This is a genomic window from Moraxella sp. CTOTU48717, assembly GCF_032057165.1.
Classification (GTDB): Bacteria; Pseudomonadota; Gammaproteobacteria; order Pseudomonadales; family Moraxellaceae; genus Faucicola; species Faucicola tetraodonis.
Genome location: NZ_DAMBBC010000001.1, coordinates 273635 through 297294, shown reverse-complemented (window position 1 = coordinate 297294; position 23660 = coordinate 273635). Strand labels below are relative to the sequence as shown.

21 protein-coding genes and 1 pseudogene are annotated in these 23660 nt (G+C 44.6%); 10 read left to right on the top strand and 12 right to left on the bottom strand.

From position 1 onward, the window contains the following. Positions 1-25: 25 nt before the first annotated feature. On the bottom strand, positions 26-2077 hold the full coding sequence (locus RT084_RS01480; RefSeq protein ID WP_313097347.1) for an OPT family oligopeptide transporter: 2052 nt from the start codon (positions 2075-2077) through the stop codon (positions 26-28). 160 nt (positions 2078-2237) lie between these two features. Between RT084_RS01480 and RT084_RS01475 the strand changes: the two are divergent. The 7 genes and pseudogenes from RT084_RS01475 to RT084_RS01445 form a co-directional block, all read left to right on the top strand. Beyond that, positions 2238-2354: pseudogene (locus tag RT084_RS01475) on the top strand (IS5/IS1182 family transposase); the annotation flags it as partial. Between the two features lie 231 nt (positions 2355-2585). After that, positions 2586-3668, top strand: a complete 1083-nt coding sequence (locus tag RT084_RS01470; protein ID WP_312385606.1) for an ATP-grasp domain-containing protein — start codon at positions 2586-2588, stop codon at positions 3666-3668. Between the two features lie 27 nt (positions 3669-3695). Further along, positions 3696-4883 carry a phosphoribosyltransferase domain-containing protein gene (locus RT084_RS01465; RefSeq protein WP_312385607.1) on the top strand — a complete coding sequence of 396 codons (1188 nt, stop codon included), beginning with the start codon at positions 3696-3698 and terminating at the stop codon, positions 4881-4883. A gap of 82 nt (positions 4884-4965) precedes the next feature. Beyond that, positions 4966-5796 carry a hypothetical protein gene (locus RT084_RS01460; protein WP_313097343.1) on the top strand — a complete coding sequence of 277 codons (831 nt, stop codon included), beginning with the start codon at positions 4966-4968 and terminating at the stop codon, positions 5794-5796. 2 nt (positions 5797-5798) lie between these two features. Continuing rightward, positions 5799-6935 carry a cysteine protease StiP domain-containing protein gene (locus RT084_RS01455; protein WP_312385609.1) on the top strand — a complete coding sequence of 379 codons (1137 nt, stop codon included), beginning with the start codon at positions 5799-5801 and terminating at the stop codon, positions 6933-6935. A gap of 77 nt (positions 6936-7012) precedes the next feature. Further along, on the top strand, positions 7013-7984 hold the full coding sequence (locus RT084_RS01450; protein ID WP_062334187.1) for an HpcH/HpaI aldolase/citrate lyase family protein: 972 nt from the start codon (positions 7013-7015) through the stop codon (positions 7982-7984). A 160-nt stretch (positions 7985-8144) separates the two neighbouring features. Continuing rightward, positions 8145-9221, top strand: a complete 1077-nt coding sequence (locus RT084_RS01445; RefSeq protein ID WP_313097342.1) for a WavE lipopolysaccharide synthesis family protein — start codon at positions 8145-8147, stop codon at positions 9219-9221. A 102-nt stretch (positions 9222-9323) separates the two neighbouring features. On the opposite strand, the gene RT084_RS01440 is transcribed toward RT084_RS01445, so the two are convergent. The 7 genes from RT084_RS01440 to nadR all read right to left on the bottom strand — a co-directional run bounded on the left by RT084_RS01440 (position 9324) and on the right by nadR (position 16423). Further along, the gene (locus tag RT084_RS01440; RefSeq protein ID WP_313097341.1) at positions 9324-10067 is read right to left on the bottom strand and encodes a glycosyltransferase family 2 protein; all 744 of its coding nucleotides are present in this window, start codon (positions 10065-10067) and stop codon (positions 9324-9326) included. Continuing rightward, complete coding sequence (locus RT084_RS01435; protein ID WP_313097339.1) at positions 10058-11632, bottom strand: aminoglycoside phosphotransferase family protein; 1575 nt, start codon at positions 11630-11632, stop codon at positions 10058-10060. The genes RT084_RS01440 and RT084_RS01435 overlap by 10 nt, the downstream gene beginning before the upstream one ends. Positions 11633-11678: 46 nt before the next feature. Beyond that, positions 11679-12050, bottom strand: coding sequence for an HAD-IIIC family phosphatase (locus RT084_RS01430; RefSeq protein WP_313097337.1), 372 nt, complete (start codon positions 12048-12050; stop codon positions 11679-11681). 448 nt (positions 12051-12498) lie between these two features. Further along, positions 12499-13689 (bottom strand): hypothetical protein, encoded by a 1191-nt coding sequence (locus tag RT084_RS01425; RefSeq protein ID WP_313097336.1) that lies wholly within the window; start codon positions 13687-13689, stop codon positions 12499-12501. Positions 13690-13842: 153 nt separating this feature from the next. Next, on the bottom strand, positions 13843-14298 hold the full coding sequence (locus tag RT084_RS01420; RefSeq protein WP_219298927.1) for an Mpo1 family 2-hydroxy fatty acid dioxygenase: 456 nt from the start codon (positions 14296-14298) through the stop codon (positions 13843-13845). 183 nt (positions 14299-14481) lie between these two features. Then, complete coding sequence (pnuC, locus tag RT084_RS01415) at positions 14482-15228, bottom strand: nicotinamide riboside transporter PnuC (RefSeq protein WP_313078156.1); 747 nt, start codon at positions 15226-15228, stop codon at positions 14482-14484. Positions 15229-15349: 121 nt separating this feature from the next. After that, a complete protein-coding gene (gene nadR, locus RT084_RS01410; protein WP_313097333.1) occupies positions 15350-16423 on the bottom strand; it encodes a multifunctional transcriptional regulator/nicotinamide-nucleotide adenylyltransferase/ribosylnicotinamide kinase NadR in 1074 nt (357 codons plus the stop codon). A 472-nt stretch (positions 16424-16895) separates the two neighbouring features. Here nadR and RT084_RS01405 point away from each other — a divergent pair, with 472 nt between their 5' ends. Then, the gene (locus RT084_RS01405) at positions 16896-17117 is read left to right on the top strand and encodes a PspC domain-containing protein (RefSeq protein WP_096488610.1); all 222 of its coding nucleotides are present in this window, start codon (positions 16896-16898) and stop codon (positions 17115-17117) included. A 223-nt stretch (positions 17118-17340) separates the two neighbouring features. On the opposite strand, the gene RT084_RS01400 is transcribed toward RT084_RS01405, so the two are convergent. Continuing rightward, positions 17341-18882, bottom strand: coding sequence for a fumarate hydratase (locus tag RT084_RS01400; protein ID WP_312522048.1), 1542 nt, complete (start codon positions 18880-18882; stop codon positions 17341-17343). A gap of 150 nt (positions 18883-19032) precedes the next feature. Beyond that, on the bottom strand, positions 19033-19908 hold the full coding sequence (locus RT084_RS01395; protein WP_313097331.1) for a rhomboid family intramembrane serine protease: 876 nt from the start codon (positions 19906-19908) through the stop codon (positions 19033-19035). 248 nt (positions 19909-20156) lie between these two features. Here RT084_RS01395 and RT084_RS01390 point away from each other — a divergent pair, with 248 nt between their 5' ends. Both RT084_RS01390 and RT084_RS01385 read left to right on the top strand, forming a co-directional pair. Continuing rightward, positions 20157-20837: an alpha/beta fold hydrolase gene (locus tag RT084_RS01390; RefSeq protein WP_313097330.1), complete on the top strand. Its 681-nt coding sequence runs from the start codon at positions 20157-20159 to the stop codon at positions 20835-20837. 167 nt (positions 20838-21004) lie between these two features. Continuing rightward, complete coding sequence (locus RT084_RS01385; protein ID WP_312385624.1) at positions 21005-22207, top strand: extracellular solute-binding protein; 1203 nt, start codon at positions 21005-21007, stop codon at positions 22205-22207. Here RT084_RS01385 and RT084_RS01380 read toward each other — a convergent pair. Both RT084_RS01380 and smpB read right to left on the bottom strand, forming a co-directional pair. Then, entirely contained in the window at positions 22204-22995 is a 792-nt protein-coding gene (locus RT084_RS01380) for a methyltransferase domain-containing protein (protein WP_203171596.1), read from the bottom strand. The genes RT084_RS01385 and RT084_RS01380 overlap by 4 nt on opposite strands. Then, on the bottom strand, positions 22992-23462 hold the full coding sequence (gene smpB / locus RT084_RS01375) for an SsrA-binding protein SmpB (protein ID WP_203171597.1): 471 nt from the start codon (positions 23460-23462) through the stop codon (positions 22992-22994). Before smpB ends, RT084_RS01380 begins: the two co-directional genes overlap by 4 nt. Between the last annotated feature and the right edge of the window lie 198 nt (positions 23463-23660).

Here is a 23660-nt window from a genome sequence, read left to right as displayed (position 1 = left end):
TAAGGATGTTGGATTTTAATGCCTATTATCCCGATGTTTTGGCACTGCTTAACACGCGTCTTGCTAGTATCACGATAGCCAATACAAATGCCAATAACCCTAGCCATTGGGCAATATTGTCCCAATTAGCAAGTTTAAGCGCGAGCGGTGCATCTGAGCCGCCCGTCGTGACTGACGCGGCAATAATAAACGCCATAATAACGCCAATCAAGCTTTCGCCCACAATTAACCCTGCAGCAAATAACGTGCCTTTGCGCTCTGCAAGCTTTAAGTTGCGCTCACGTTGCGCCGCCGCACTGTTTTTGGTAATACGGTTTTTAATCCACCATGCCAACACCGAGCCTATAAAAATCGGCATATTAATGGTAGGTGGCAAATAAATACCCATACCCACTGCCAATACAGGCAAGCTGTATTTACCCGCTGAAGTTTTGCGTAATAAAGTATCAGCGACAATCAGTACCGTACCAATTAGCACACCGATAAGGATAAAGTCCCAGTTCAAATTATGCGCAAAAATCCCCTTGGCAATCGTGGTCATCAAGGTTGCTTGCGGTGCGCCCAAGGCTTGCGAGACATCCATATCAGGACGAGGCAATGCCCCAGTAAAACCATAAGCTTTGTATAATAGTTCTAAGATAGGGGAGATTACCAATGCACCTACCACCACACCAATCATTAACGCAATTTGCTGACGCCAAGGTGTGGCTTTTACCAAGTAACCCGTTTTTAAGTCTTGCAAATTGTCATTTGAAATCGTCGCCACACATAATACCGCCGAACCACAGAACAACGCCAACGCGGTGACAAATTTGCCATCACCCGTGGTTAACAATTGTGGATAGGCATTGCCAACAAGCAATAAAATGAGCGAAATCACCACAATCGAGATAATACCAATACCTGAAATTGGGCTAGACGACGATCCAACCAAGCCCGCCATATAACCACACGCTGCCGCTACCAAGAAACCAATGATAAAGGTGACCGCGGTACAAACCAATACCAATAACCATGCCAAACCCGCTGGCAAGCTTGCATCCGCCACAAACTGATAGAAACTAACCGCCAATAACAACGTCATTACCACCGTCCAGCCGATCATAACCTTGGGCGATAAATCCTGCTCCATACGACTGAGGTTTGATGAATTGCCACCTTTGAGCGCCTGCATGGAAATTTTTAATCCCTCAATCATTGGCTTCATAAGCGTCAGTAGCGTCCAAATCGCGGCAACACCAATGGTACCTGCACCAATAAAACGGACATTTTCCTTCCAGATTTTCATGGCAAATGCCGACATTTCCATGTCACTGGGCTGAGGCGTCATGCTCGTCAATATCGGCACCGCTGCACCCCAAGCAATAACGATACCCAGCAAAATAGCAATACCGCCCGCTACGCCAACTAGATAGCCTGCGCCAAGTAGCGCCAAGGAAAACCCCATGGGTAATTGGGTAATCGCCGAGCCTGCTTTAAACCAGTAGCCTGCCGAATCTGCCAACACCCTAAGTCCACCGGTCAAAAACGCTACAATGCCTGATAACGCGCCACCAATCACAATATCTTTGGCGCCTGTTGAGGCATCTGACTGAGCGGTGGTATCATCTGATGTGTCCTGTTCGCCTGCCCGCAAAATTTCAGCAGCGGCAACGCCTTCAGGGTAGGGCAAATCACTGTTAACGACCATCGCATAGCGAAGCGGAATAGTAAAAATCACCCCTAAGATACCGCCAGCGATACATAAAATAGTGGTTTGCCAAAACGGAAACCCTGTCCAATAACCAAGCATTAATAACGCTGGCAACACAAAGATAATGGACGATAAAGTACCTGCCGCCGAAGCTTGGGTTTGTACAATATTATTTTCAAGAATATTGCTATCTTTGGCAAATTTTAAAACCGCCATTGATATCACCGCCGCCGGAATGGACGAGGCAAACGTTAACCCGACCTTAAGTCCAAGATATACATTGGACGCGGTAAAGATGACAGTGATTAATGCCCCAAGAATAATGCCCCTTAGCGTCAATTCTTTGTGATTGGCATACATATCACCGATAGGCTGAACTTGCATGGGCAAATCTCCATGTAAAAGCAAAAGTTGATGGTGAGTAAAAAAAATATTATGGATTATACTGCGTTTTATGGCTAAAACAATAACTTTTATCGAGCACCCTCACCCTCGAAACATCGTAACACTACGGTTCTGAATAGGACGATCATTTAATAGCTAAGAGAATGAAGCCGCCTATGTCAGTAAAAAAGATAGCACTGACAAAGTAAAAATCGTCTGCAGCTTTAAAATTCATTTGAATTGTGATAAAGACAGCTTTGTTAAACGGTTAAAATCACGGTGGTTAATTTAACAACAGTCTGCAGATTTTATCCCTGATTTAGCCAGCATTTAAGCGGTAAAGGAAAAAAATTATGATTGCGTTACTCACTCGTTCAGTTGCCCAAGATTTTTTAGTGGACGAAATGCTAAAAATGCTATTCATCCAACCCAGTTTTATTTTATGATACGGCTTCTCATCCAGTTGATAATAAGTTAAATGGCATGATGCGTTGCCAATGGAAGTTCAATGATTTTAAACCCCAGTAATACCCCGTTTTCAATTTGGTTGGCAGAAGGGCAGTCAAGCCAGCGTGAGATGCTACTTGCCATGCAAGCCATGAAATGCCAATATAACTTACCCATGACCATCGTGGCATCCCATCGACAACCACGACTAGAAATCTTAAACTGTGCCGACATAGCGTACCAAGAGCCATCCGAGCCAAGTGAACGGGTTGGGTTTGTACTTGACCGTGCCAAACACCACCATGTCAAAGTGGTACTCACAGGGCGTAACAGCCAAGATTACGAAGCCAGACGTCATGACTTCAAAGCAGCCGGTATTCGGTTGTTGACAGGCGCAACTGACACAGCTACGCTTGAATTAATGGATGATAAAGCCGCTTTTACAGCTTTTTGCCAGCAACATGATATCCCTGTGGCAAGTGGCTGGCAGTTTGCTAATACAGATGAGTTAATGGCACTACTAGCGTTGCATGGTGGGCAGCCGTTATGTGTAAAACCCGTCAAAGGCATATTTGCGCAAGGGTTTTGGCGACTCGATACGGGAGCGGTCGATGCGTGGGATAGTTTTGAGCATTTATACTTCACCGATGCTAAAAAAATCCATCTTGCGCAATTTTTACACGCCTATAACCATAGCCAAATGGTAACTGACAAACCCATTGTCATGCTATTGATGCCATATTTAGTAGGCAAAGAATATTCGATTGATGTGGTATGTGAGATAGGGGAAGTGTTAGCCGCAGTGACGCGCTATAAAGAAGGCAGTGAGCAGCATGTGGGCTATGACGAGGCAGTGATGGCACTTGTCAAGCGCCTAGTGGCAGCCCTAAAAGCCGATGGTATTGTGAGCATCCAAACCAAGGCTGATGAAAATGGGACGCACAAGGTACTGGAAATCAATAGCCGCGCATCAGGTGGGATTGGTTACACCGATCACGCCTTTGACAACGGCACGATGAATTTAACCCAATTAGCTTTTGCCTATTGGTCAGGCTGTATTACCAAACCGCATTTAGCAGCGGTACGTGATACCATCACCCCTTGCATCGTGCGTCCGCTCATGACCAGTGTCAAAATCGGTTAACGCAAAAATAACAGGACAACAGACGCCATGGACCAGCAAAAAACCATTTCGTTATCGCGTGGCGAGCTTACTTTACGTTATCAAACCAGCGCTGATTATCAGCTTGATGATTTGTTGGGGTTTGCTGAGCGTATCAATCCCAAGCGCGCGTTTTTGTTTGTATCCAAAGTATTGGGGCGACATATTCCGGTATCTCCGGATAAAATGCGACAAGCCTTCACCCAGTTGGCGACTCTCATACCCGATGATTTGCCCGAGCCAATTGTGGTGATTGGTATGGCAGAGACCGCAGTCGGACTGTCGGCAGGGGTGCATCAAGTGCTGCAGGCACGTTATCCGCAAGCTATTTTGCTCAACTCAACACGGCATGCACAGGCAGCAGAGCTTTTCACCACGTTTAACGAAGATCATAGTCATGCCAGTGTGCATTTGATTTACCAAAGTGATGACAGCGCGCTACAAGCGAACGTTGAAAACGCCAAAACCTTGATTATGGTCGATGACGAAGCTTCCACAGGTAATACCTGCCAAAATGTGGTCAACGCCCTGCGTCAAGCAGGAATGAGTAAGCTTGAGCAAGTGCATTTGGCGACGCTGGTTGATTGGTCACTGGGCAAAAAACTGGGCAAAACGGATAGTAATATTTTTAATGACATCGCCTTTTTTCGCCATCATTTGCTGGCAGGAGATTGGACGTGGACAGATAGGGTAAATGCGCCCGCGGTTACCATGCCAAATGTGTCAACCACAGAGGCAGGCAGTCAGCCACTGCTGCCTACCGGCAATTGGGGTAGACAACCGACACGCGATAGTACATCGGGATTGGATTTTTTGCTGCAAGGTTTGCAGCATACGCTGAGCCAAAGACAATTGACCCTAGCGTCCTTCGCCCGTCAAAAGATCTTGGTGCTGGGCAGTAATGAGTTTGTTTGGTTGCCATTGTTGCTTGCTGAACGCCTGGCGCAATATCAAGCGGATGTCAAATTTTCTGCCTTAACGCGGTCACCCATCGCCATCCATGCTGATAGCGCCGTGACTAGCGTCATCAAGTTCTTTGATCATTATGGCTTGGGCATGACCAATTTTGTTTACAACGTGACGCCTGAGGCGTGGGATTGGGTGCTGTTGTGCGTGGAAACCCCCCAAGATAGCGTGGATGAGATTTGGCAGCGTTTTGATAATGTCATGGTAATTTCACCAAGACTCGAAATCTGACATTCTAAACCTGACAAGCGAAGTCCAAAAGCTAATCAGCCACAAAATCGATAAAAGTTAAGTTTGATAAAAGTGAGTGTGAATGACCGATTTTTTTAAACCCGAAGCCCGTTTTTTTGAATCAAAAGTCGCGCTAGTCAAACCTTATGCTTTGATGGATTTGGATGATACCTTGTTTCAAACCCAGCGAAAAATTGCAGCTTGGCAATTGCCAATGGATGGGTTAGTGGTGGCGACCGTCGATAAGCAGAATGCGCCATTGAGCTTTTTGACGCCAAAGCAGCGCCATTTTTTTAATTGGTTATCCCAATCAACTGAGCTTATCCCCGTCACCGCAAGAGATACCACTGAGATTATGCGCGTCAAACTGCCGTTTGATAGTTGGCAAGTTTTGACCCATGGTGCGGTGATTGTAACACCGTCGGGGCAGCTTTGTGCGCGTTGGCAGCGGCTAATGGCAGGGCAATTGGTGGCGCTACAAGCCAAACTAAGCCAGCTTATGGCGCGATTGGCAGGGTTTGAAGCACTGCGCATTACCCCACATTATGAACGCTTTATAGTAGACAATAACGCGACGGATTTGATGGTATATGTCGCCATCAAACATCGGCATAAAGACCACGATGCTTTGCTGCAGTTTGCGGCACAGCTGCCGACTGTGCTAAATGAGGTGCCTGATTTGGGCGATGAGTTTTATATCCATGTCAATGCCAATAACTTGGCAATCTTGCCGCACGTCGTCAACAAACATCACGCGATGCGTTTTTTGCTCGATTATCATTTGGATAAAAACCGCCCTTGTTTTGGTTTTGGTGATAGCTTAGCGGATTTGCCGTTTTTACAATTATTGGACTGGTATGGCACGCCCAATCGAGGGCAACTGCATGATGCTATCAGTCAAGGGTATTTATAATCATGACAATTCAGGCAAATTTTTCGGGTAGTTATTTACCTTCTGAGGTTACCTTGCTGCTCGATATCGTCCGTGCTGATAGCGTCAGTGATATCAGCCCAACCCAAAAAGAAGCGTTAATCCAATCAGGTCAGCGCCATTATTCAGATATGCTCACGCTTGAAAAACCGCCCAGCGCCACGCATGAAACTTTGTACAATCAAGCATTGGCGGCAGGCAAACAGCGCATGGCAAATGATGTCACAAGCCTTGCCTTTAGCTTACATCAGCTATTTCATGCTTGTGTGAGTGCCTCGCAGCCGCTGATATTGGTCAGTCTCGTGCGGGCAGGATTGCCGATTGGGGTCTTGCTACAAAAAGCGCTTAGTGATGCATCTGCCAGCTATGCGTTAGCCAGCCAGCATTACGGGGTGAGTATCATTCGTGACCGCGGGCTTGACCCTGTTGCCTTGCAATATATTTTGCAGCAGCATCCCCATAGTCCGATTGTGTTTGTCGATGGTTGGACGGGTAAAGGGGCTATATATGGTGAGTTGCAACGAAGTTTAGCCCAAATCACTGATAAGCAGCAACAAGCGCAACTGTTTCACCAAGGCGACGGGGTGATTCCACTGGTGACGTTGGCAGATCCTGCCGGGGTGGCTTGGCTATCGGCAAGTGAGGATGATTGGCTGATGCCGGCAAGTTTGCTCAATAGCACTGTCTCTGGGCTGATATCGCGCACCCTGTATCGTGAGCCCAGTGATGGACTGCACCAAGCAGTGTATTATGACAAGTTACAGCCTTGGGATCGCAGTGGCGAGTTTATCCAAACCATTGATGCGCTGCGTCAGCAAACGCCTTTACCAACGCCGCTAACGGGCAAGTTATTGCCGACTTTTACCACCCAGTCTGTGATAGAGGACTTGGCGGCGCGCTTTGCGATCAGCAATCGTAACCGTATCAAACCCACCATTGCCGAGGCGACCCGCGCGATATTACGGCGCGACCCTGAGTGTGTATTGGTCAATGAGAGGGCAGACGGACAAGATACGGCATTACTGCGGCATCTTTGTGAGGAAAAAAATATTCAAGTAATTGCAGATGCCAGCATTGCACCTTACCAAGCTGTCACCATTATTAAGAACAGAAGCCAATGATAACCGCGTCTTTGCGCTCATCGATCTTGTTAACCGCCCATTTATCCTAACCGCTCTTTTACGCACATTGTACTTTTATGACACTATTACACCCTGTAAATCATTTTTTACCTGCGTCTGTTGCGCCGACTATCAATCCCTATCAGCTGGGCGCAACCTTATATATGCCAGCCACGCGCCAAGATATTTGGCAAATTATTAGCCAGCAAAAATTGGCTGAGATTGACAGTATCGTGATTTGTTTGGAAGATGCGGTAAGTGAAAGTGAGATTCCTGCCGCGCTCGCAAATTTAAAGCAGCTGCTTGCAACATGGGCTCAGCACGCCCAGACGCATGGTGTTAACGATGAATCGTGTCCAATTTCACCGCGAGGCTCACGCCCGATGGTGTTTATCCGACCGCGTAACGCCTTGATGCTCAGCGAGCTTGCTAGTTGGCAGTCGATTGCTTTGGTAGATGGCTTTGTGTTACCAAAAATTGATATGCAAAGCCTTGCTGATTGGCGATTGGCTTGTCAGGCATTGCCATCGACACAGTTATTGATGCCGACCCTTGAGACTCGACTCATCTTTAACCCGATACACAACCAAGAACTGGCGCTAGCGTTTAGCGAAGGGTTTAGCCAGTCGATTTTGGCACTGCGTATTGGCGGCAATGATTTATTTGCCTCGCTGCGCTTGCGTCGTCCGTCTGATGTGACGATCTATCAAACCCCAGTCGGTATACTCATCTATCAGTTAATTGCGTGTTTCGTGCCGCAAGGTTTTTATTTGACCGCGCCCGTGTTTGAATATTTGGATAAACCTACCTTGTTTGCTGAAGAATTGCGGCAAGATGTCGCCTTGGGACTGGTGGGAAAAACCATCATTCACCCTGACCAAATTGCTGCAGTCAAACAAGCTTTTTATGTCAATGACATAGAGCGCAGTCAAGCCACCGCGATTCTTGCTACTGATGCCAAGGCGGTATTCAAGCAAGACAACAGTATGCTTGAGCCAGCCACGCATCGCGCGTGGGCGACCAGTGTCATGCTCCGCGCCAATGTCTAAAAGCTAAGTTTTAACAGCCAATGTCTAACAGTTTGTCACATCAAAGTCAGATAACAAATCACTGACCGATAATTGAACAAATTTGCGCTATGATGACGGGTTAGCAGATAACAATAATTAATGATAACAATTTAACTGATAATCAGCATCATGGAAACCTATGCAAGCAAACACTCTCCCCAGTCAGTCAGTGACGGTTATTTTTCAAGGTGGTATCAACGTTCACCAGCTAGGGCAGGGCGGTGATGACGGCAGTGATTTTATGGCTAACGTCGCCAAAACCCGAGCAGCATTGCCCCATGCAACCATTGTATTATCGACTTGGGATACGCTTACGTTGCCCACCGAGTTTGACAGCGCCGACAAATTGGGTATCGATCAGCTGATTTTAAACCCAGATCCTGGTGGTCTGCCCAATATCAAATTTGGCTACGACGCCCCTAACAACGTCAATCGACAAATCATCTCCACGCAAGCGGGTCTAAACCAAGTCAGCACCGAATATGCGCTCAAACTACGCACCGATAGCTACTTACTCAATGACAATCTGCTACAATTTTATCGCTATTATACCCAGCAAGTAACGTTACATTCCCAGACCCATTTATCCTCAAAAACTAAAGCAACCGACTATTCGCCGATTGTAGTGCCTTCGTTTTTTACCATCGACCCCAGCATGTTTGAGCATATGGCGTTTCATATCAGCGATTGGGCGCAGTTTGGCAAGACCGAGCGACTGCAGGCGTTTTGGTCGGCACCCCTGATGAGTCGTGACAATGCCACTTATTTTGAATCGCATGCACAAGATGTCGATGCCAAATTTGCGGACAATACTTTTCGCACCCGGTTGGCTGTCGAGCAGCATATTGCCACTCATTATGCCAATCAAATCGGCTACGCTGCCACGCCAAGTTACTACAATGAACTCAACGAGCAGATTCTAGACGCGCACAAGGCATTTTTGGCGAGTGAAGTGATTGTGCTTGATATGACAGACTACGGGCTGCGGTTACCCAAATACGAGTGGACATTGACCGATGCTTTTATGGCGATGAACTGCATCAGCCATGATGACTGGTATCAGCTGTTTTATCAATATTGGTATCCTAACCAAGTGGACGAAACCCGCTTGGCTCATGCGGATGAACGAGCGGTGATGAAAAGTATTGCCGCGGCAGAGTTTTATCAAAATAGCCCAGTCGATCAACAGCAGATTTTCTCGCGTCTTTATCCCTAAATTCGCTAAATAAAAAAGCTTACCCAACAGATGGTAAGCTTTTTTTCAACAGTTAAACAATTAAACGCCAATTTTTAAACATCAACCTTTAACCATGAGCCTTTAAACATCAATCTTTAAACCGTGGGCTTTAAGCGCTTGGTATTCATCCGGCGTACCACAAAAATCAATGTCGTCATCCGTGATTTTGACATAGCCGATCCTGCCGCCTTGCGCGATTAATAAATTATACATCGGGGCGATATAATATTCGCCGTTAACCGTCAACTGTTGGGCAATCGCTTGTTGAAACAACGATAGATACTGCTGCTTGGATTTAAAATAATACAAGCCATCACTGCAAAGATTGGAGATACGCTGTTTTTCGGTGGTTTTAATCACCCCGTCATCGTCATCGATGGCGATAAATGACCAATGGTCGCCTTCGCCTTCAAATACTTCTAAATAGCCATCAACGGACTCTACCCAGTCAGGTTTTTCAAACCCATAGCGAAAGGTATCGATGTTAAAAATATAAATCGGCTCATCGTCATCAATGCTAGGATTGCCGAGTCCCATTCCGAGTCCTAGCGCTACTGTTTCAGCTTGTCCTGCTGTCTCGCCATCAAGGGTATGAATCATAAAATTGCGCACACCCAAGCGCGTTAATCGCTCAGCAACAAATTGCGGGGTATCATACACATCGCGCACGATAAGCAAAAATAAATCGGTGCTAAAATAGCGCTCAAACGACTTGATTGCCAAATCAAACACAATGGTATCGGCAATCGACAATTGGTATTTTGGCACCTCAAAGCCTGCCTTAAAAAAACGACTGCTTAGCCCTGCCATCGGAATTACGAACATGTCACTGCCTCCATCACATACATTTTATATAAACGATACGCATTGAGCAGCATGGCGCGCTGGCGATCGGGTCTATCTGCGTGCAAGGGTAGCATGGATAAAAACAATAACACCACCGCTGGCATGATAGATTCTGTGGTCATACCATTGACCCAGGTGCCGGCCAAAAATTCTTGCTGGATTTGCTCCAAACGCTTATCAATATCAAATCGTATATTGCTACCACTAGGGCTATCGATAATTTCATAACGCCCTGCGATGATAAAATCATACATACCAATCACAGAATGGGTGAGCTTTGCTAAATCATAGCTTGCGTTGCCAAAAATACTAAAATTGCCGTTAGAATCCGTACCACGTGGGTCAAAAACTTTTACCCGGCGACCGCGCATGTCATACATGATGTTGCTAAAACATAAATCGCCATGCATGACACTCACGGTGTTTGGCAGTGCCAAGGCTTTGTCGATACAGTCCTGCGCAATCTCTAGCGTACTGCCAAGCATCGTTTCATCATATATCACAGCTTTATTCAAATCGACATCGGCATCGTCGGCATACGCATACAGCCGCTTTAAGGTTTTTTTATGGTACAAATCTTCGGCATACGATTTGGCAAACCCAGTTTCGATATGGCGATGCACGTCGGACTGATTGGCCATACTAAAAAATTCTTTTAATAGCTGAAAAATATGTTGCCAAAATTCAGTGCTATTTAACCCATGCACATACAACTCATTGAGCGGTAATAATGGCAAGAACTCTAAGCTATAACTAAACTGTCCGTCCACTTGCTGATAATCAATCAACTGCGGGGTAAAACGTCTGAGTGGCGCAGGAATATGGGTGTACCAATAAATTTCCGCTTCAATTTTGTTGTTGTCATCACTGCTTTTGGTGACAATGCCTTCACGAATCTGCAGTGAATTAAAGGCTCGTTCGGTGGTCATATTGGCGCGGGCATGAATATAATGCACAAAATTACTGCAATCATAATACGGCTCGATTTTTACCGATTTCATTGCGATAGCTTGTTGATACAAATAAATCGCCCGTACAAAATTTTTCTTACTAATCGCTAGGGCTTTAATCAACTCCAGCCGTGAGGAAAAGGCAAAATAGCCAATCCAATCGGTGGGGTTTTCTTTCATTTTTTTGGTTTGTTGCCAATCGTATTGGCGCGTTTTATCCGACACGCCAATACAATCTGAGCAATCAACTAAGTGTGGTAAAAATACATCCCCTTGGATGATACGAATATGCTGGTATGATTTATCAATGGCTAGATTAAGCACATATAAAATCGTCTCAGCCAATGCCAAATTTTCAGGGATTGTTACCACTTCAATGGGAAGTGACTCAATCACTGCTTTTTCATTGAGTGTCAAGGTATAAGCTTCGGGTAGTGACAATAGAATCTTTTCCTTGGGAAAATGTTGGCGTACCACATCGACTTGCAGCTGTAATAGTTTTTTATTGCCGATGGGCAGCATGCAGGGCGGAATGCGCCCAATTTCTGCTTCAAATTCGGCATTGACATAGGAAGAGGCGTTAATGAGTATCATGGCGTTAAATTACCTTAACTGTCGTTATTGTTGTTTTTATTTTTTATTAAGGTGTTAAATCAAGTAACTGGCAAATCTCTGCATAGCTTAGCTTGACCAATTCGTCGGGTCGAATAGCTTTGTCATCCACATAAAACCCTTCAAAGCCGCACCAAGGTTTACCCACATATAATTCATCATACGGGATATCATGTCGTGCCAGCCAATCGATGATAATTGGCAACGTGTTTTTATTAATAGCGCCAATATTGCCTTGGTAGGTGCGCATATTGCGACTGGTATTGATGATAATGGTAAACCCTTGTCGATGGTATTCTTTAAGTTTTTCGATAACTTCGGTGATAGGTTGGGCATTGGCATAGTCGCCATTTTGGGTGGTGCATAAGGTATCATCTAGGTCAAAGATTAGCCGCTTCATTGTTATTATTTTCCTAAGGGGGTAGTGATAGACTTAAACTAAAATTTTTTGTATTTTTAATAAAATCAAGTATTTGATTATCATTTTAACTTCAATACCTTAAAACTAATTCCTGCTAAATGATATTACTTATTCATTACTTATTGTAATTTTAGGTAAAAATGCGAGAAAAAATCGATTATAGGGCTTAATCACAATGCTTAATATTGGCAAGACCGCTTTTAACCAATTAATCAATCGATGTTGACAATTTTTGCGAGTAAGTCATAGCACCAAAAATGCAGTAAAAAGTGGGTGAGAGCCTGATAAATCTAAATGAAATAGGTTGTGATTTGATAAAAGATTGGCTTTTATTAACGATGAGCTAACAGGCTAAAAGATTAAAAGGCTAAAAGGCTAAAAGGCTAAAAGAACAGTAAGCAAAAACACACAGCAAGGCGCGAAAAATTTATTTGATAGCGACGTAACTATAGACTTTGTACATACGACCCAGCGCGTTTTTCCAGCCACGCGCATTGGGCATAAAGGCTTGGCAATGATCTAAGTGATAGCCATAGCCTGCATTGCCATACGCCATCAAAAAACTGCCATCCAAAAAGCCTGACTGCCCTATGACAAAGCCATTACCTTGATTAAATCGCGCTTCAGCACCGTTACCGAGCAAGGTAGCATTGATTGCAGTATAGCCGTGACCCTGATTGTGGTTGGCATTGGCATGGGTGATATCGATACTGGCGTGATGACGCGCAAAATAGCCACCGACCACGTTTTCATTGCCAAGACTGCGATTGGCTAAAATACGTCCGCCATTGTCAGCAAAATAACCATAGCCATAATTGCGATAGGCATTGGTACGTCGGTTGATGCTATTGCAGCTTAGCATGCCATTGTGTAGCGCCAAAAAGCCATGCTTATTTTCGCTGGCACTGGCATCATGGCACCACATAGAACCATTGGTGAGTGCATAAAACCCTGCAATATGGTTGTGTGCAGACACGCTGTTATCGGCATTGATAAAGCCGCTGGATTCCGCGCAAAATCCAAAACCTAAGTCTTCATCCAAATGCGCACAGTGATACGCCTCGCATTCTTGGGCATCTATCGAGCCCCCATACGCGAAAAACCCAACATCCCCCGCAAACTGTACAATCACCCCAGGCTCACAGCGGATACTCGAGCCAAAGCGGGCGGCAACCCCATAATAAAACTTATTGATACGGACCTTTGACCCCACGAGCACTTGGCTATTGTAATTGCACATGATACCGGCACCATAGCCTTCATCTTGCCACTGTCCATAGCCCAAAAACGCCTTAGTCCCATTGATAGTCATGCCATCGATTTTAAAAATACCATTGCCCCGCTGCATCAAAAAGCCACAGCGGTTGTGGGCATCATCAAAATATAATTGCACCTTATCAGGATCGTCCAAATTGCCAACAATCTCTATCCGATCACTAAAAAAATCAATTTCAACTTGGTCTAGATAATACTCGCCATCGGCAATTTTGATTTGAATAAAGCCTTTATCACCCAAGTTATTTAATTGGCTTTTACAATAAGCCAAAGCCGCGTGAATAGTCGGGAATGTTTGCGGCACGTCAATACTTTGCCAACGGTTGGATACTTTTTTAATCATAATAACAGCAAGGTAACAAGTGATATGGCACTCAAAATGAGTGGGTCGACCATACATCGCCAAAAAACCTAGCGATAGTCAAAGCCATTGCAATTATTATCTAGGAAATAGCCGCTGTAATATGTTGGGTTTTCTTAGTGAATATGAAGTTTTTTATGACGTTTTAGGTTTTGCCAATTTTTCACTTAACGAATTCGCGACCCAGGCAGGACCAATCAACAAAAATTGTAAGTCTTCAAAAAATGACGGTTTTTTGCCTTCAATTTTGTGACCGACAAATTGCCCAATCCACGCTACCACAAATACGCCAAAATAAAACTTAAACCCAAATGGCAAGATAGCAATCGCTGCCAAGCAAAACAGCACAAACATGCCCATAGCAATAAATAATTGCGTAGACAGACGTAGATAAAACAGCATTACCAAAGCAATCAATACCAACGTAAACGCCGCCTGCCACGACATTCCCATGCCTAAGATACTGGCAAAAATCGTGGGTACGCACAGCCAATGAATTTTTTTATTGATAGGATGTTGGTGGCTCACCGCGTAGTCAGCCAGCCAGCTTTGTAGGGATTTTTTTGAATGAAGCAGGGTCACGCTTGCCATAATCTTCTTCCTTAAAGACAATAAAGACAATGAAAAAAATTGCTGATAAAAAATGGGTGTGAATCCCATCAGTTACCACTGAATCGTATCACACCCTAGTCGTTTGTCAAATCAGCGACTTTACCCTGACAGGTTTTGATATCAGTGACTTTTGATATCAATGGCTTTTGATACCAGTGACTATTACGCTAAGCCTTTGGCTTTTTGCTCACTGCGATACCATTCATACAGACCCACAAACGCATTAATTTGGTACACCATGGTTTGAATGGCAAAAATATAATTTTGCGACATCAAGTTGACAATTAGCCAAACAAAATTCACCGCAATCCATAACCACCAGTTGAATGAATAGCGTAAAATCATCGTGGCTTGTGCTGTGATAGATAGCACAAATGCCAACACGTTAATCCAAAAAAAATCAATCACGCCCAAAAATTTACTGCCATCGTCGGCGACCACGCCATAACCCATCGACGCTAGCCAATTATTGACAGTTGGAAATAATGCCAAGCCAATCGCGATAAAGGCAATGGTTACCAACCAAACAATTTTATTGGCTGATTTGGGAATCATATTGCCATCGCCGTCGGTATTTTTTGACCAATAAAAAATGCCATATAAATGGGTAAAAAAGTTAAACAGTGGTGCGAGCATCAAACCCACCGCACCTGCGGTTCCCTGTACAATGGTTTCGCCCGCCGTTGCCAACATGCCAAAGCCATTACCTGCGATATTGCGGCGAAAACTCAGCGATACCACACACAATAGCCCGATAAAAGACACCCCCAAATAAAACCAGTCTAACGCTCGATGTTCTGTGGTCAACCAAAAACCGGTACCCAGTGCAATTATCCCAAAAAAGAACCATGCCACCGTCCATTCTTGTGCCCATTCACCGGTAATTTTATCCAAAATTGCAATTCGCATTTCGCCTCCAACAGTCATTACAACCATAACAACATTTTTTTAATTAAGCTTTAAAAAATAAAACCAAAAATTTTCAGCATATTTACCAAGCGTGTCTACTAAGCATGTCTAGAAAATTATTTTATGCCTCGATATCTTGATAGTGGTGAAAAACGTGTGCATCAATAAGCGCAATCGCATCCAAGAATCGCTGATGATAGTCTGGACTATCAATAAACAGCGGCGCAATATGATGACGGGCAAAGATTTGTTTTAAACGATTTTCAAAACGCTCACGCTGGGACTCGCTGCCTAGGGATCGCATCCCATCTGCGACCCAAGGGGTGTTATTGGCAAGCATCAGGGTATAATCTAAGCGAAACTCATCGATACAGGCGGTCAAAAACGGGTGGGTACGCCCTTCATATTCTTCACAGAATGCTTGCGTGGTCACAAAATCCGTATCCACCAAAGTGATTGGGGCAGGGGCAAAGCGTTTAGCGGCGCGTATCGCTTGTTCATGGTCAGTTGCCATGAGCGGATAGTCATCGTATTGCATACCAAGCTCAGTACCCCCCAAATCGGTTTGTACAAACAGCCGTCCCATTTCTAAGCCATAGCTTGCACCATAATAGTTGGCTAATTTATGCAGTAGTGTGGTTTTACCTGAGCTTTCACCACCCACCAATGCCACAGTTTTGGTGTAGTCACCTCGCGCTTGCGGGTGAATGGCTGACCAATACAGCGCGGGGTTATTGTGAATCTTGCGGCTATCAAAACCGCGCTGGCGTGGCGTGGTCACCACGGGTAAATGTAAACCATAATCGACAAACGGATGGGTTTCATCCATAAACACAACCGGGGTTACTACCTCTGCCTTATCGCTAGATGCGCTCAACTTGGGATAACGTTGTTGCAAATCCGCTAATACCGCATTGACCTGATCAACGCTCAAATCTTGATAATTGTCTTCATACGAGGGGGTTACCAAATCAGGTAAAATCTCTATATGCACAAATGGCAAATCAGCAAATGCCATGGTCATCCAGCGCGCTTTATCTTTCAAATCAATGGAAAAATTTGGATTTGGCGCAGGGTGAGCGGTAATAAAAATATATAAATCTTTGACTTGCCCAGACGCATGCAAAATCGTTCTTACATGCCCCAAATGCAGCGGCTCAAAATGTCCAATAATGATACCCACATCTTGCATCATGCTTTCCTCAATACTTTATCATGGTTTTTTAAACTATTCTTTATCGGCTTGATTTTTTGATTACTTGGATAGATATCCCTAATAAGGATATAAAGAATAAGGATATAAAGTAACGCTATGATAATCGATTAGCCGCTACGAAGTTACAATCGTTTGTAACGCTAGTATCACAATTTGTAAGAATCAGTGCACAAACGCTACCAAACACACTATATAGCCGCAAAACTGCGCTTGTTATAATCGCTCATGATAATAATGCGGTAGAAAAAGTTACTAAAAGAAACATCATTCTACGTTTTGTCACCCAACAACCCCCTGCATTTGCTTATAATAAATCATAACCAAAACATAGCATTTTTAATCAATAATTTTAGCTGATGGCATTAAGTTTTAAAGGCATTAAATTTTAGAGATGTTAGGTTTTAACTAAGTCGTAAGTGGTTTTCTCTATTTTTAACAGGTAAAAAATTGAATGGCAAATAAACTGGTAAAACTTCATCGCTCTCAGAATCATCGTATGATTGCAGGTGTGATGGGGGGTATTGCAGAGTATTTAGGCTGGAATGTAACATTGGTGCGTTTGTTGTTTGTCATTATCTCAACCGCGAGTGTCGCAGTGCCAGGTATTTTGATATATATCGTGCTATGGATTGTCATGCCAAATGCTACCCAAAATTCCTATCGTACGGTTTGATGGGTGTATAGGTTTCTTTGTATAACTGTTAGGTAGCAAAAAGAATAGCCAAAAAAATTAAAAATATTATGAATAATAACAACTAGCTATAACAATAACTATAAACTTCTCCACTTTTCCTCCTGCCCAGATAATACATTATCTGGGTATTTTTTTAACCTAAAAAAAGCCTTAAGGGAATGCTTAAGGCTTTTGTCTATATTAAAAATCTTGAAGAAATTGACTAAGGCACAAAACGTACAGGCTCGGCAATCACTTGCTGGGCGCGTTCTGCGACTTTATCGAAACGGTGGATACTGTTGCCTTGGTTGTCCACAGCGACCGTCACCGGCATATCTTCTACTTCAAACTCATAAATCGCTTCCATGCCTAGCTCTGGGAAGGCAAGCACTTTAGCGCCTTTGATAGCTTTTGAGACCAGATAGGCGGCACCGCCCACTGCAATGAGGTAAATTGCGCCATGTTTGGCAATGACTTCACAGGTCGCAGGGCTACGCTCGGATTTACCGATCATCCCGATCAAGCCTTGATCCAAGATTGTGTCGGTGAATTTATCCATACGCGTTGAGGTGGTGGGACCTGCAGGACCGACCACTTCATCGCCCACTGCATCGACAGGACCGACATAATAAATAAAGCGATTTTGTAAATCAACGGGTAGCGCTTCGCCTTTGGCAAGCATATCCACCATGCGTTTATGCGCAGCGTCACGACCCGTTAAGATTTTACCGCTAAGTAGTAAGGTATCACCGATGTTAAACTGACCTAAGGTTTCTTTGGTTAAGTCGTTAACATTGACTTTAATCACATCATCGGAGCCAAAGGACACTTCTGGCCAATCTGATAGTGAAGGTACCGGCAAGGCTGCTTCACCTTGACCGTCTAGGGTAAAGTGAATATGACGAGTCGCCGCACAGTTTGGAATCATGGCAACGGCTTTGCTTGCGGCATGGGTAGGAAAGTCTAGTACTTTCACATCGAGTACCGTAGTCAAGCCGCCAAGGCCTTGAGCGCCAACGCCAAGCTCGTTCACTTTGTCATACATATTGAGACGTAAGCGCTCAACGCTATCAAGCTCGGCACCGCTTTGGGCTTTGGCTTGTAAATCATGGATATCGATGTGTTCCATGAGTGAGCGTTTGGCAAGCATCATAGCTTTTTCTGGTGTACCGCCGACACCGATACCTAAAATACCGGGTGGGCACCAACCTGCGCCCATTTGGGGAACGGTTTTTAACACCCATTCTTCAATCGAATCTGAGGGGTTTAGCATCGCAAATTTTGCTTTGTTTTCTGAACCGCCACCTTTTGCGGCACAAATCACATCAACTTTGTCACCCGGTACCACGCTCATATGCACCACCGCTGGCGTGTTGTCTTTGGTGTTTTGACGTTTACTAATTGGGTCTACTAGGATAGATGCCCGTAGTGGGTTGTCGGGATTGTTGTAAGCACGGCGTACCCCTTCGTTAACCATGTCTTCAACGCTCATATTCGCGTCATCGCCTAAGTCCCATTGCACGTTCATACCGATATCAAGGAATACCACCGCACTACCCGTATCTTGGCAAATCGGACGATGACCCATCGCTGACATACGGCTATTGGTGAGAATTTGCCCCATGGCGTTTTTGGCAGATTGGTTGGTTTCTTTTTGCCATGCTTCATATACAGCATCAACGAAGTCTTTTGGGTGATAATAACTGATGTATTGAAAAGCGTTGGCGATAGAATTGATAAAGTCGTCTTTCTTGATGACGGTCATTGGCTGGTCCTTTTCACTGGCTAAATAGTGGCGCTATTATAGCATTGTCATTTGCTAGATTGGCAAACAAGATTGGCAAAAGGGCGCAGCAATAACCGTTTTAAACGGTCAACCGCTAAAATTTTTATCCCGTTAAAAAATTATTAACAATTAGTGGATAATACTTGGCAATGCAAGATTCAATAATTGCATAAAACTGATATGTAGCCAGCCATAAATCGCCATAAATCCCACTATCAACACTATATAGCTTGCGGTGATAATTTTACCCTTTAATACAACTAAAGAAGGCGGGATGAAGGGGGCAGCGCTATCAGAGATTGGTGCATCGCCAAGATGATGGGGTGGCCAAGGTGTTGTGCTACTAGCTTTATGGGCGAATAGCTGCTGCTGGCGGATAACGCGATACTGCATGACGTACACCATACCCAGCAAGCCACCTATAATTGCACCGCCCACATGACTGGCATTATCGATACCGCCCACCAAAAAACCATAGCTCAAATTAATCGCCATCACTATCAATAACGAGCGAAAATTTAATGCAAAATTATTGAATGATGTTTTGGTTAGCGCTGCCACCAATAGCCCCATCCCAATGCCCATGATACCGCCTGACGCACCGGCACTAATGATTGGCGGCTCACCTGCCATCACGCTATGCAAGCCCAAAAAGTTATTCAGTAAATTGCCGCCAATACCTGACAACAAAAACAACCCTAAAAAATTGACAGCGCCAAACATCCGCTCAGCAACTTGTCCAAAATAATACAAAGCAAACATATTAAACAGCAAATGCATAAAACCAATATGCAAAAACAAGCTGGTCACCAATCGCCACGGCGCTTCACCCAGTGAAAAGGGTAAAAAATTGGCACCCCAAGCAATTAACGATTGGTTAGTGGGATGGGTCGGATTGACGCCAAAAAATAGCTGTAAGGCAAACACCCCAACACACATTACCACCAACGCCAACGTGATAGGGTAGTGTTGTAAAGCTTGTTGGATTGGGGATTCAAATGCCATAGCGCGCCTTATATAAACCAATTTAAGTGTAAACCAATTTAAGTGTAAGCCAATTTAAGCCAAAATTTCAAAAGAAAAAAGCCTGTATAAAATCATTATCATCAATTCATAAATCGCAATTATAGTATGAAATGGTAACAATGTTTTGCAAATCCGTCTGCTCAATCTAGAAAATGATAAGCTAAGTGGGCGGCATTTTCGCCAAATTTTTAGCATCATAGATAAAAATTATAGATACAAAAGGCTTTATGATAAAACGCCAACCCAAACCGCTTGTCATCCTCATTCATGGTTTGCACATGCATGCCTGGGCGATGCGACCGCTTGCCAAAAAACTCACCAAACTTGGCTATGAGTGTCACAGGTTTGGGTATTTTAGCGTCGCGCATAATCTTGCCAACCATAGCCGCCGTTTGCACCGCTGGCTGACCAAACATGAAAAACCGAATGCGCCTATTTATTTGGTCGGTCATAGTCTGGGTGGGCTGGTCATTCGAGACTTTTTGCAGCGCTATCCACAGTGGCAGATTACGCGCTGTGTGACACTTGGAACGCCGCATAATGGTAGCATCAGTGCCAATAACATGTTCAAAATCCTGCCCAAATTCATCGGTCGCTCGTATCTACAGGGGCTAGATGGCAGTGCACCTGCACTCAACGATGGAGTACAGCTAGGTAGTATTGCGGGGGTTCGGTCGGTGGGGCTTGGCAAAGTGGTATTACCCCGTAACCGTGAGCTTGCCAAGCTTGAGCCGCATCTGCAGCCCAATGACGGCACGGTGTTTGTGCATGAAACCCAGCTTGCCGCTGCCAAAGACCATATCATCGTCAATGCGTCCCATACGGGACTCCTGATAAATGATGAAGTGGCGATGCAAATCCATCACTTTTTGCAACAAGGGCATTTTTTGCATACAAAAAATTGTTGAGACAAACTAGGGTTAAAAAACTATTCATTCAAAGTTTTTTTAAGAATTATGTTGGGGCAAAATGCTATAATCATCCAAAGTTTTTTAGGCGCGCTATTGAGCGATGATGTATTTAGCCATAATCCATTTAGCGATGGTCAGGCAAAGCTGTTGAAGAAGGTTAAGCTGTGTTGAAAGCAAGTGATGGGATGGGTTGTATGATGGGTCATAAGGTGCGTACCAATGTCAATGCGCAATCATCAGCCATCAGCGCTTTGTTAATTGCCTTGGTCAGTATATCGGGTGCGACCTTAACTGCCTGTAGTCCGTCATCGACGCCGCCATCCCAAACGTCACAATCGGCTTCGACCACCGCTTCGAGCGCTAATGGCAATGATGCCAGTAATACCAATGCGACCCCAAATGCAAGTATTGCGAGTACAACTCCAGCAGTGCCCAATCAACTCACGATTTACACCTCCATTGACAAAGCGGCCCTTGAGCCGTTATTAACTAGCTATGCTAGGCAAATCAATGTGCCGATTCATATCGTGCAAGATGAGCCAATGTCAATTTTGGCACGGTTAAAAGCAGAAGGTGCCAATAGCCCTGCGGATGTGATCTTGACTGAAGATGCAGGTATTTTTAGCACTGCAGTCGAAGAGGGGCTGTTACAACCCTTTAATGCCGAAAAAGCAGTGGCACATGTCCCAGAGCGTTACCGCGATCCTGATGGCAATTGGATTGCGTTATCGAGCTACGCGCGTACCGCAGTGTATGATAGTCGTGTACTCCACACCAATGACATCTCAAGCTATGCCGATTTGTCTAAACTAAAATGGTCACAAAAACTGTGCCTAAGCCAAGGCAAATATATCCCTAATCAGTCACTGGTGGTCAATCTCATCAATAATCTAGGCGATAAACGCACCCAAGAAGTGATGCAAGGTTGGCTTGCCAATCTAAGTGTCCCTGTGCTGCTGGATGACAGTGAAGTGCTAAAGGCCATAGAAAGCGGTAAATGCCAAATCGGTCTGGTCAACAGCAACCACTACGGACGCTATCTACAAGCGCATCCCGATACCCCGATTAAAATCAAATGGATCAATAAGGGCTACGGCGGCGTCAGTACCAACATCACAGGGGTTGCCATTCCCCATGCCGCCAAGCATACCGAGTTGGCGCTGGGGCTGATTGAATGGCTGGCTGCCAAAGATCAGCAATCACTGTATGCCAGTTTAAGTAACACCTTTCCAATTGACCCCAATGCCGAAGCCTCAGTATTACTCAAGTCTTGGGGGGATATCGAAGTCAGCCCGATACCTGTCAGACTGTATGGCGAAAGACAAGCGTTGGCAGTCGATTCAATGCAGCAAGCGGGTTATTACTAATTAGCTTTGCTCACCAAAAAATGCAAATAACGCCCTAGCCATTTATATGGGTCTTGTCCGCTATAGGCGACTTCCATATCAATCACCGCTTGTGGATTGGTATGTCCACCACGCTTGAGCGGTGAGTAATCATGAAACACCCGTAACCCTGAGGTATGCAAGATTTGGTAATGATGGTCGCCAATCCAAGCAATCACCTCATCTTTTGCCACCGGGTGATTGGGGGTCAAACTGCCATTATCGGCTTTAAAATCTTTATTATGTAGTAGATTAAAATTGCCCATCACCAAGTTACGATACACAAAGCTGGCAGGGTTATAAAAACACAGCGATAGCACCCCTTTTTCAGCGCCATCATCGACAAGCCACCTATCAAAAAAATCCATAATCAGTTTGGGCTCAGCCAACCACTCAAGCACCGCATGGCACAGAATCAAATCGTATTTGCCCGTTAATTTATCATCCAATTGCTGATAGGGGCAGGTATGCCAAGTGATATTTTGTGCTGCCTCGCCTGCATTTTGTTTGGCAATCTCAAGAATATTGGCAGAGATGTCATTGATGGTGACATCATGACCGTCTTTGGCAAGCTCGATACTGATTTGCGCCAAGCCTGCACCAACATCCAACATGCGAAGGGGTCGGGTGTGTGTCTGTTGCCATGACTTTACCCAGCCAAAAATATCATGGCGCAGCACGGCAAGGCGAATTTCACCTTTTAAGCCGCCGTATATTTTTTTTTCAAAATGCGCGCTGATGTCATCAAAATTGCGGTCTTGGTTCATCATACAAGATTTTTCAATCCGCGTTGTTTTTCGCGTTGATAATCACGCTCTTTTAAGGTGGCGCGTTTATCGTGCAGTTTTTTACCCTTAGCAAGGGCAATTTCGCATTTGACGCGTCCATGACTCCAGTACACTTTGAGCGCCACACAGGTATGACCTTTTTGGTTGACCATGCCAAAGAGCCTATCAATCTCGCGGCGGTGTAGTAGCAGCTTACGGGTGCGAAGGGGGTCAGCAACAATGTGAGTCGATGCCGATAGCAACGGCTGAATGTGCGCGCCAAACAAAAAGGCTTCACCATCTCTAAAAATCACATAGCTTTCGGTGATACGCATTTTACCCGCACGGATGGATTTGACTTCCCAGCCGAGTAGCTCAAGCCCCGCTTCAAAGCTTTCTTCAATAAAATACTCGTGACGCGCTTTTTTGTTGCTAGCAATCAGGCTAGGCATTTTTGGTTTTTTAGTCATTTAGGTTTCCTTGCTGCAACATCGCGGACGTACCCAATGCTGCACAGCGTGTGTTAATCATCTTATTGTAATAATCTTATTACAACAATCGTGTTGCCATAAATCAGTATGACAAGCCGTTTAATATGGCGATAAATCCCAATAAATCAATTCATAGATTTCGATTATTAAATTTAAGTTTTTGATTGCTAGGCGTTA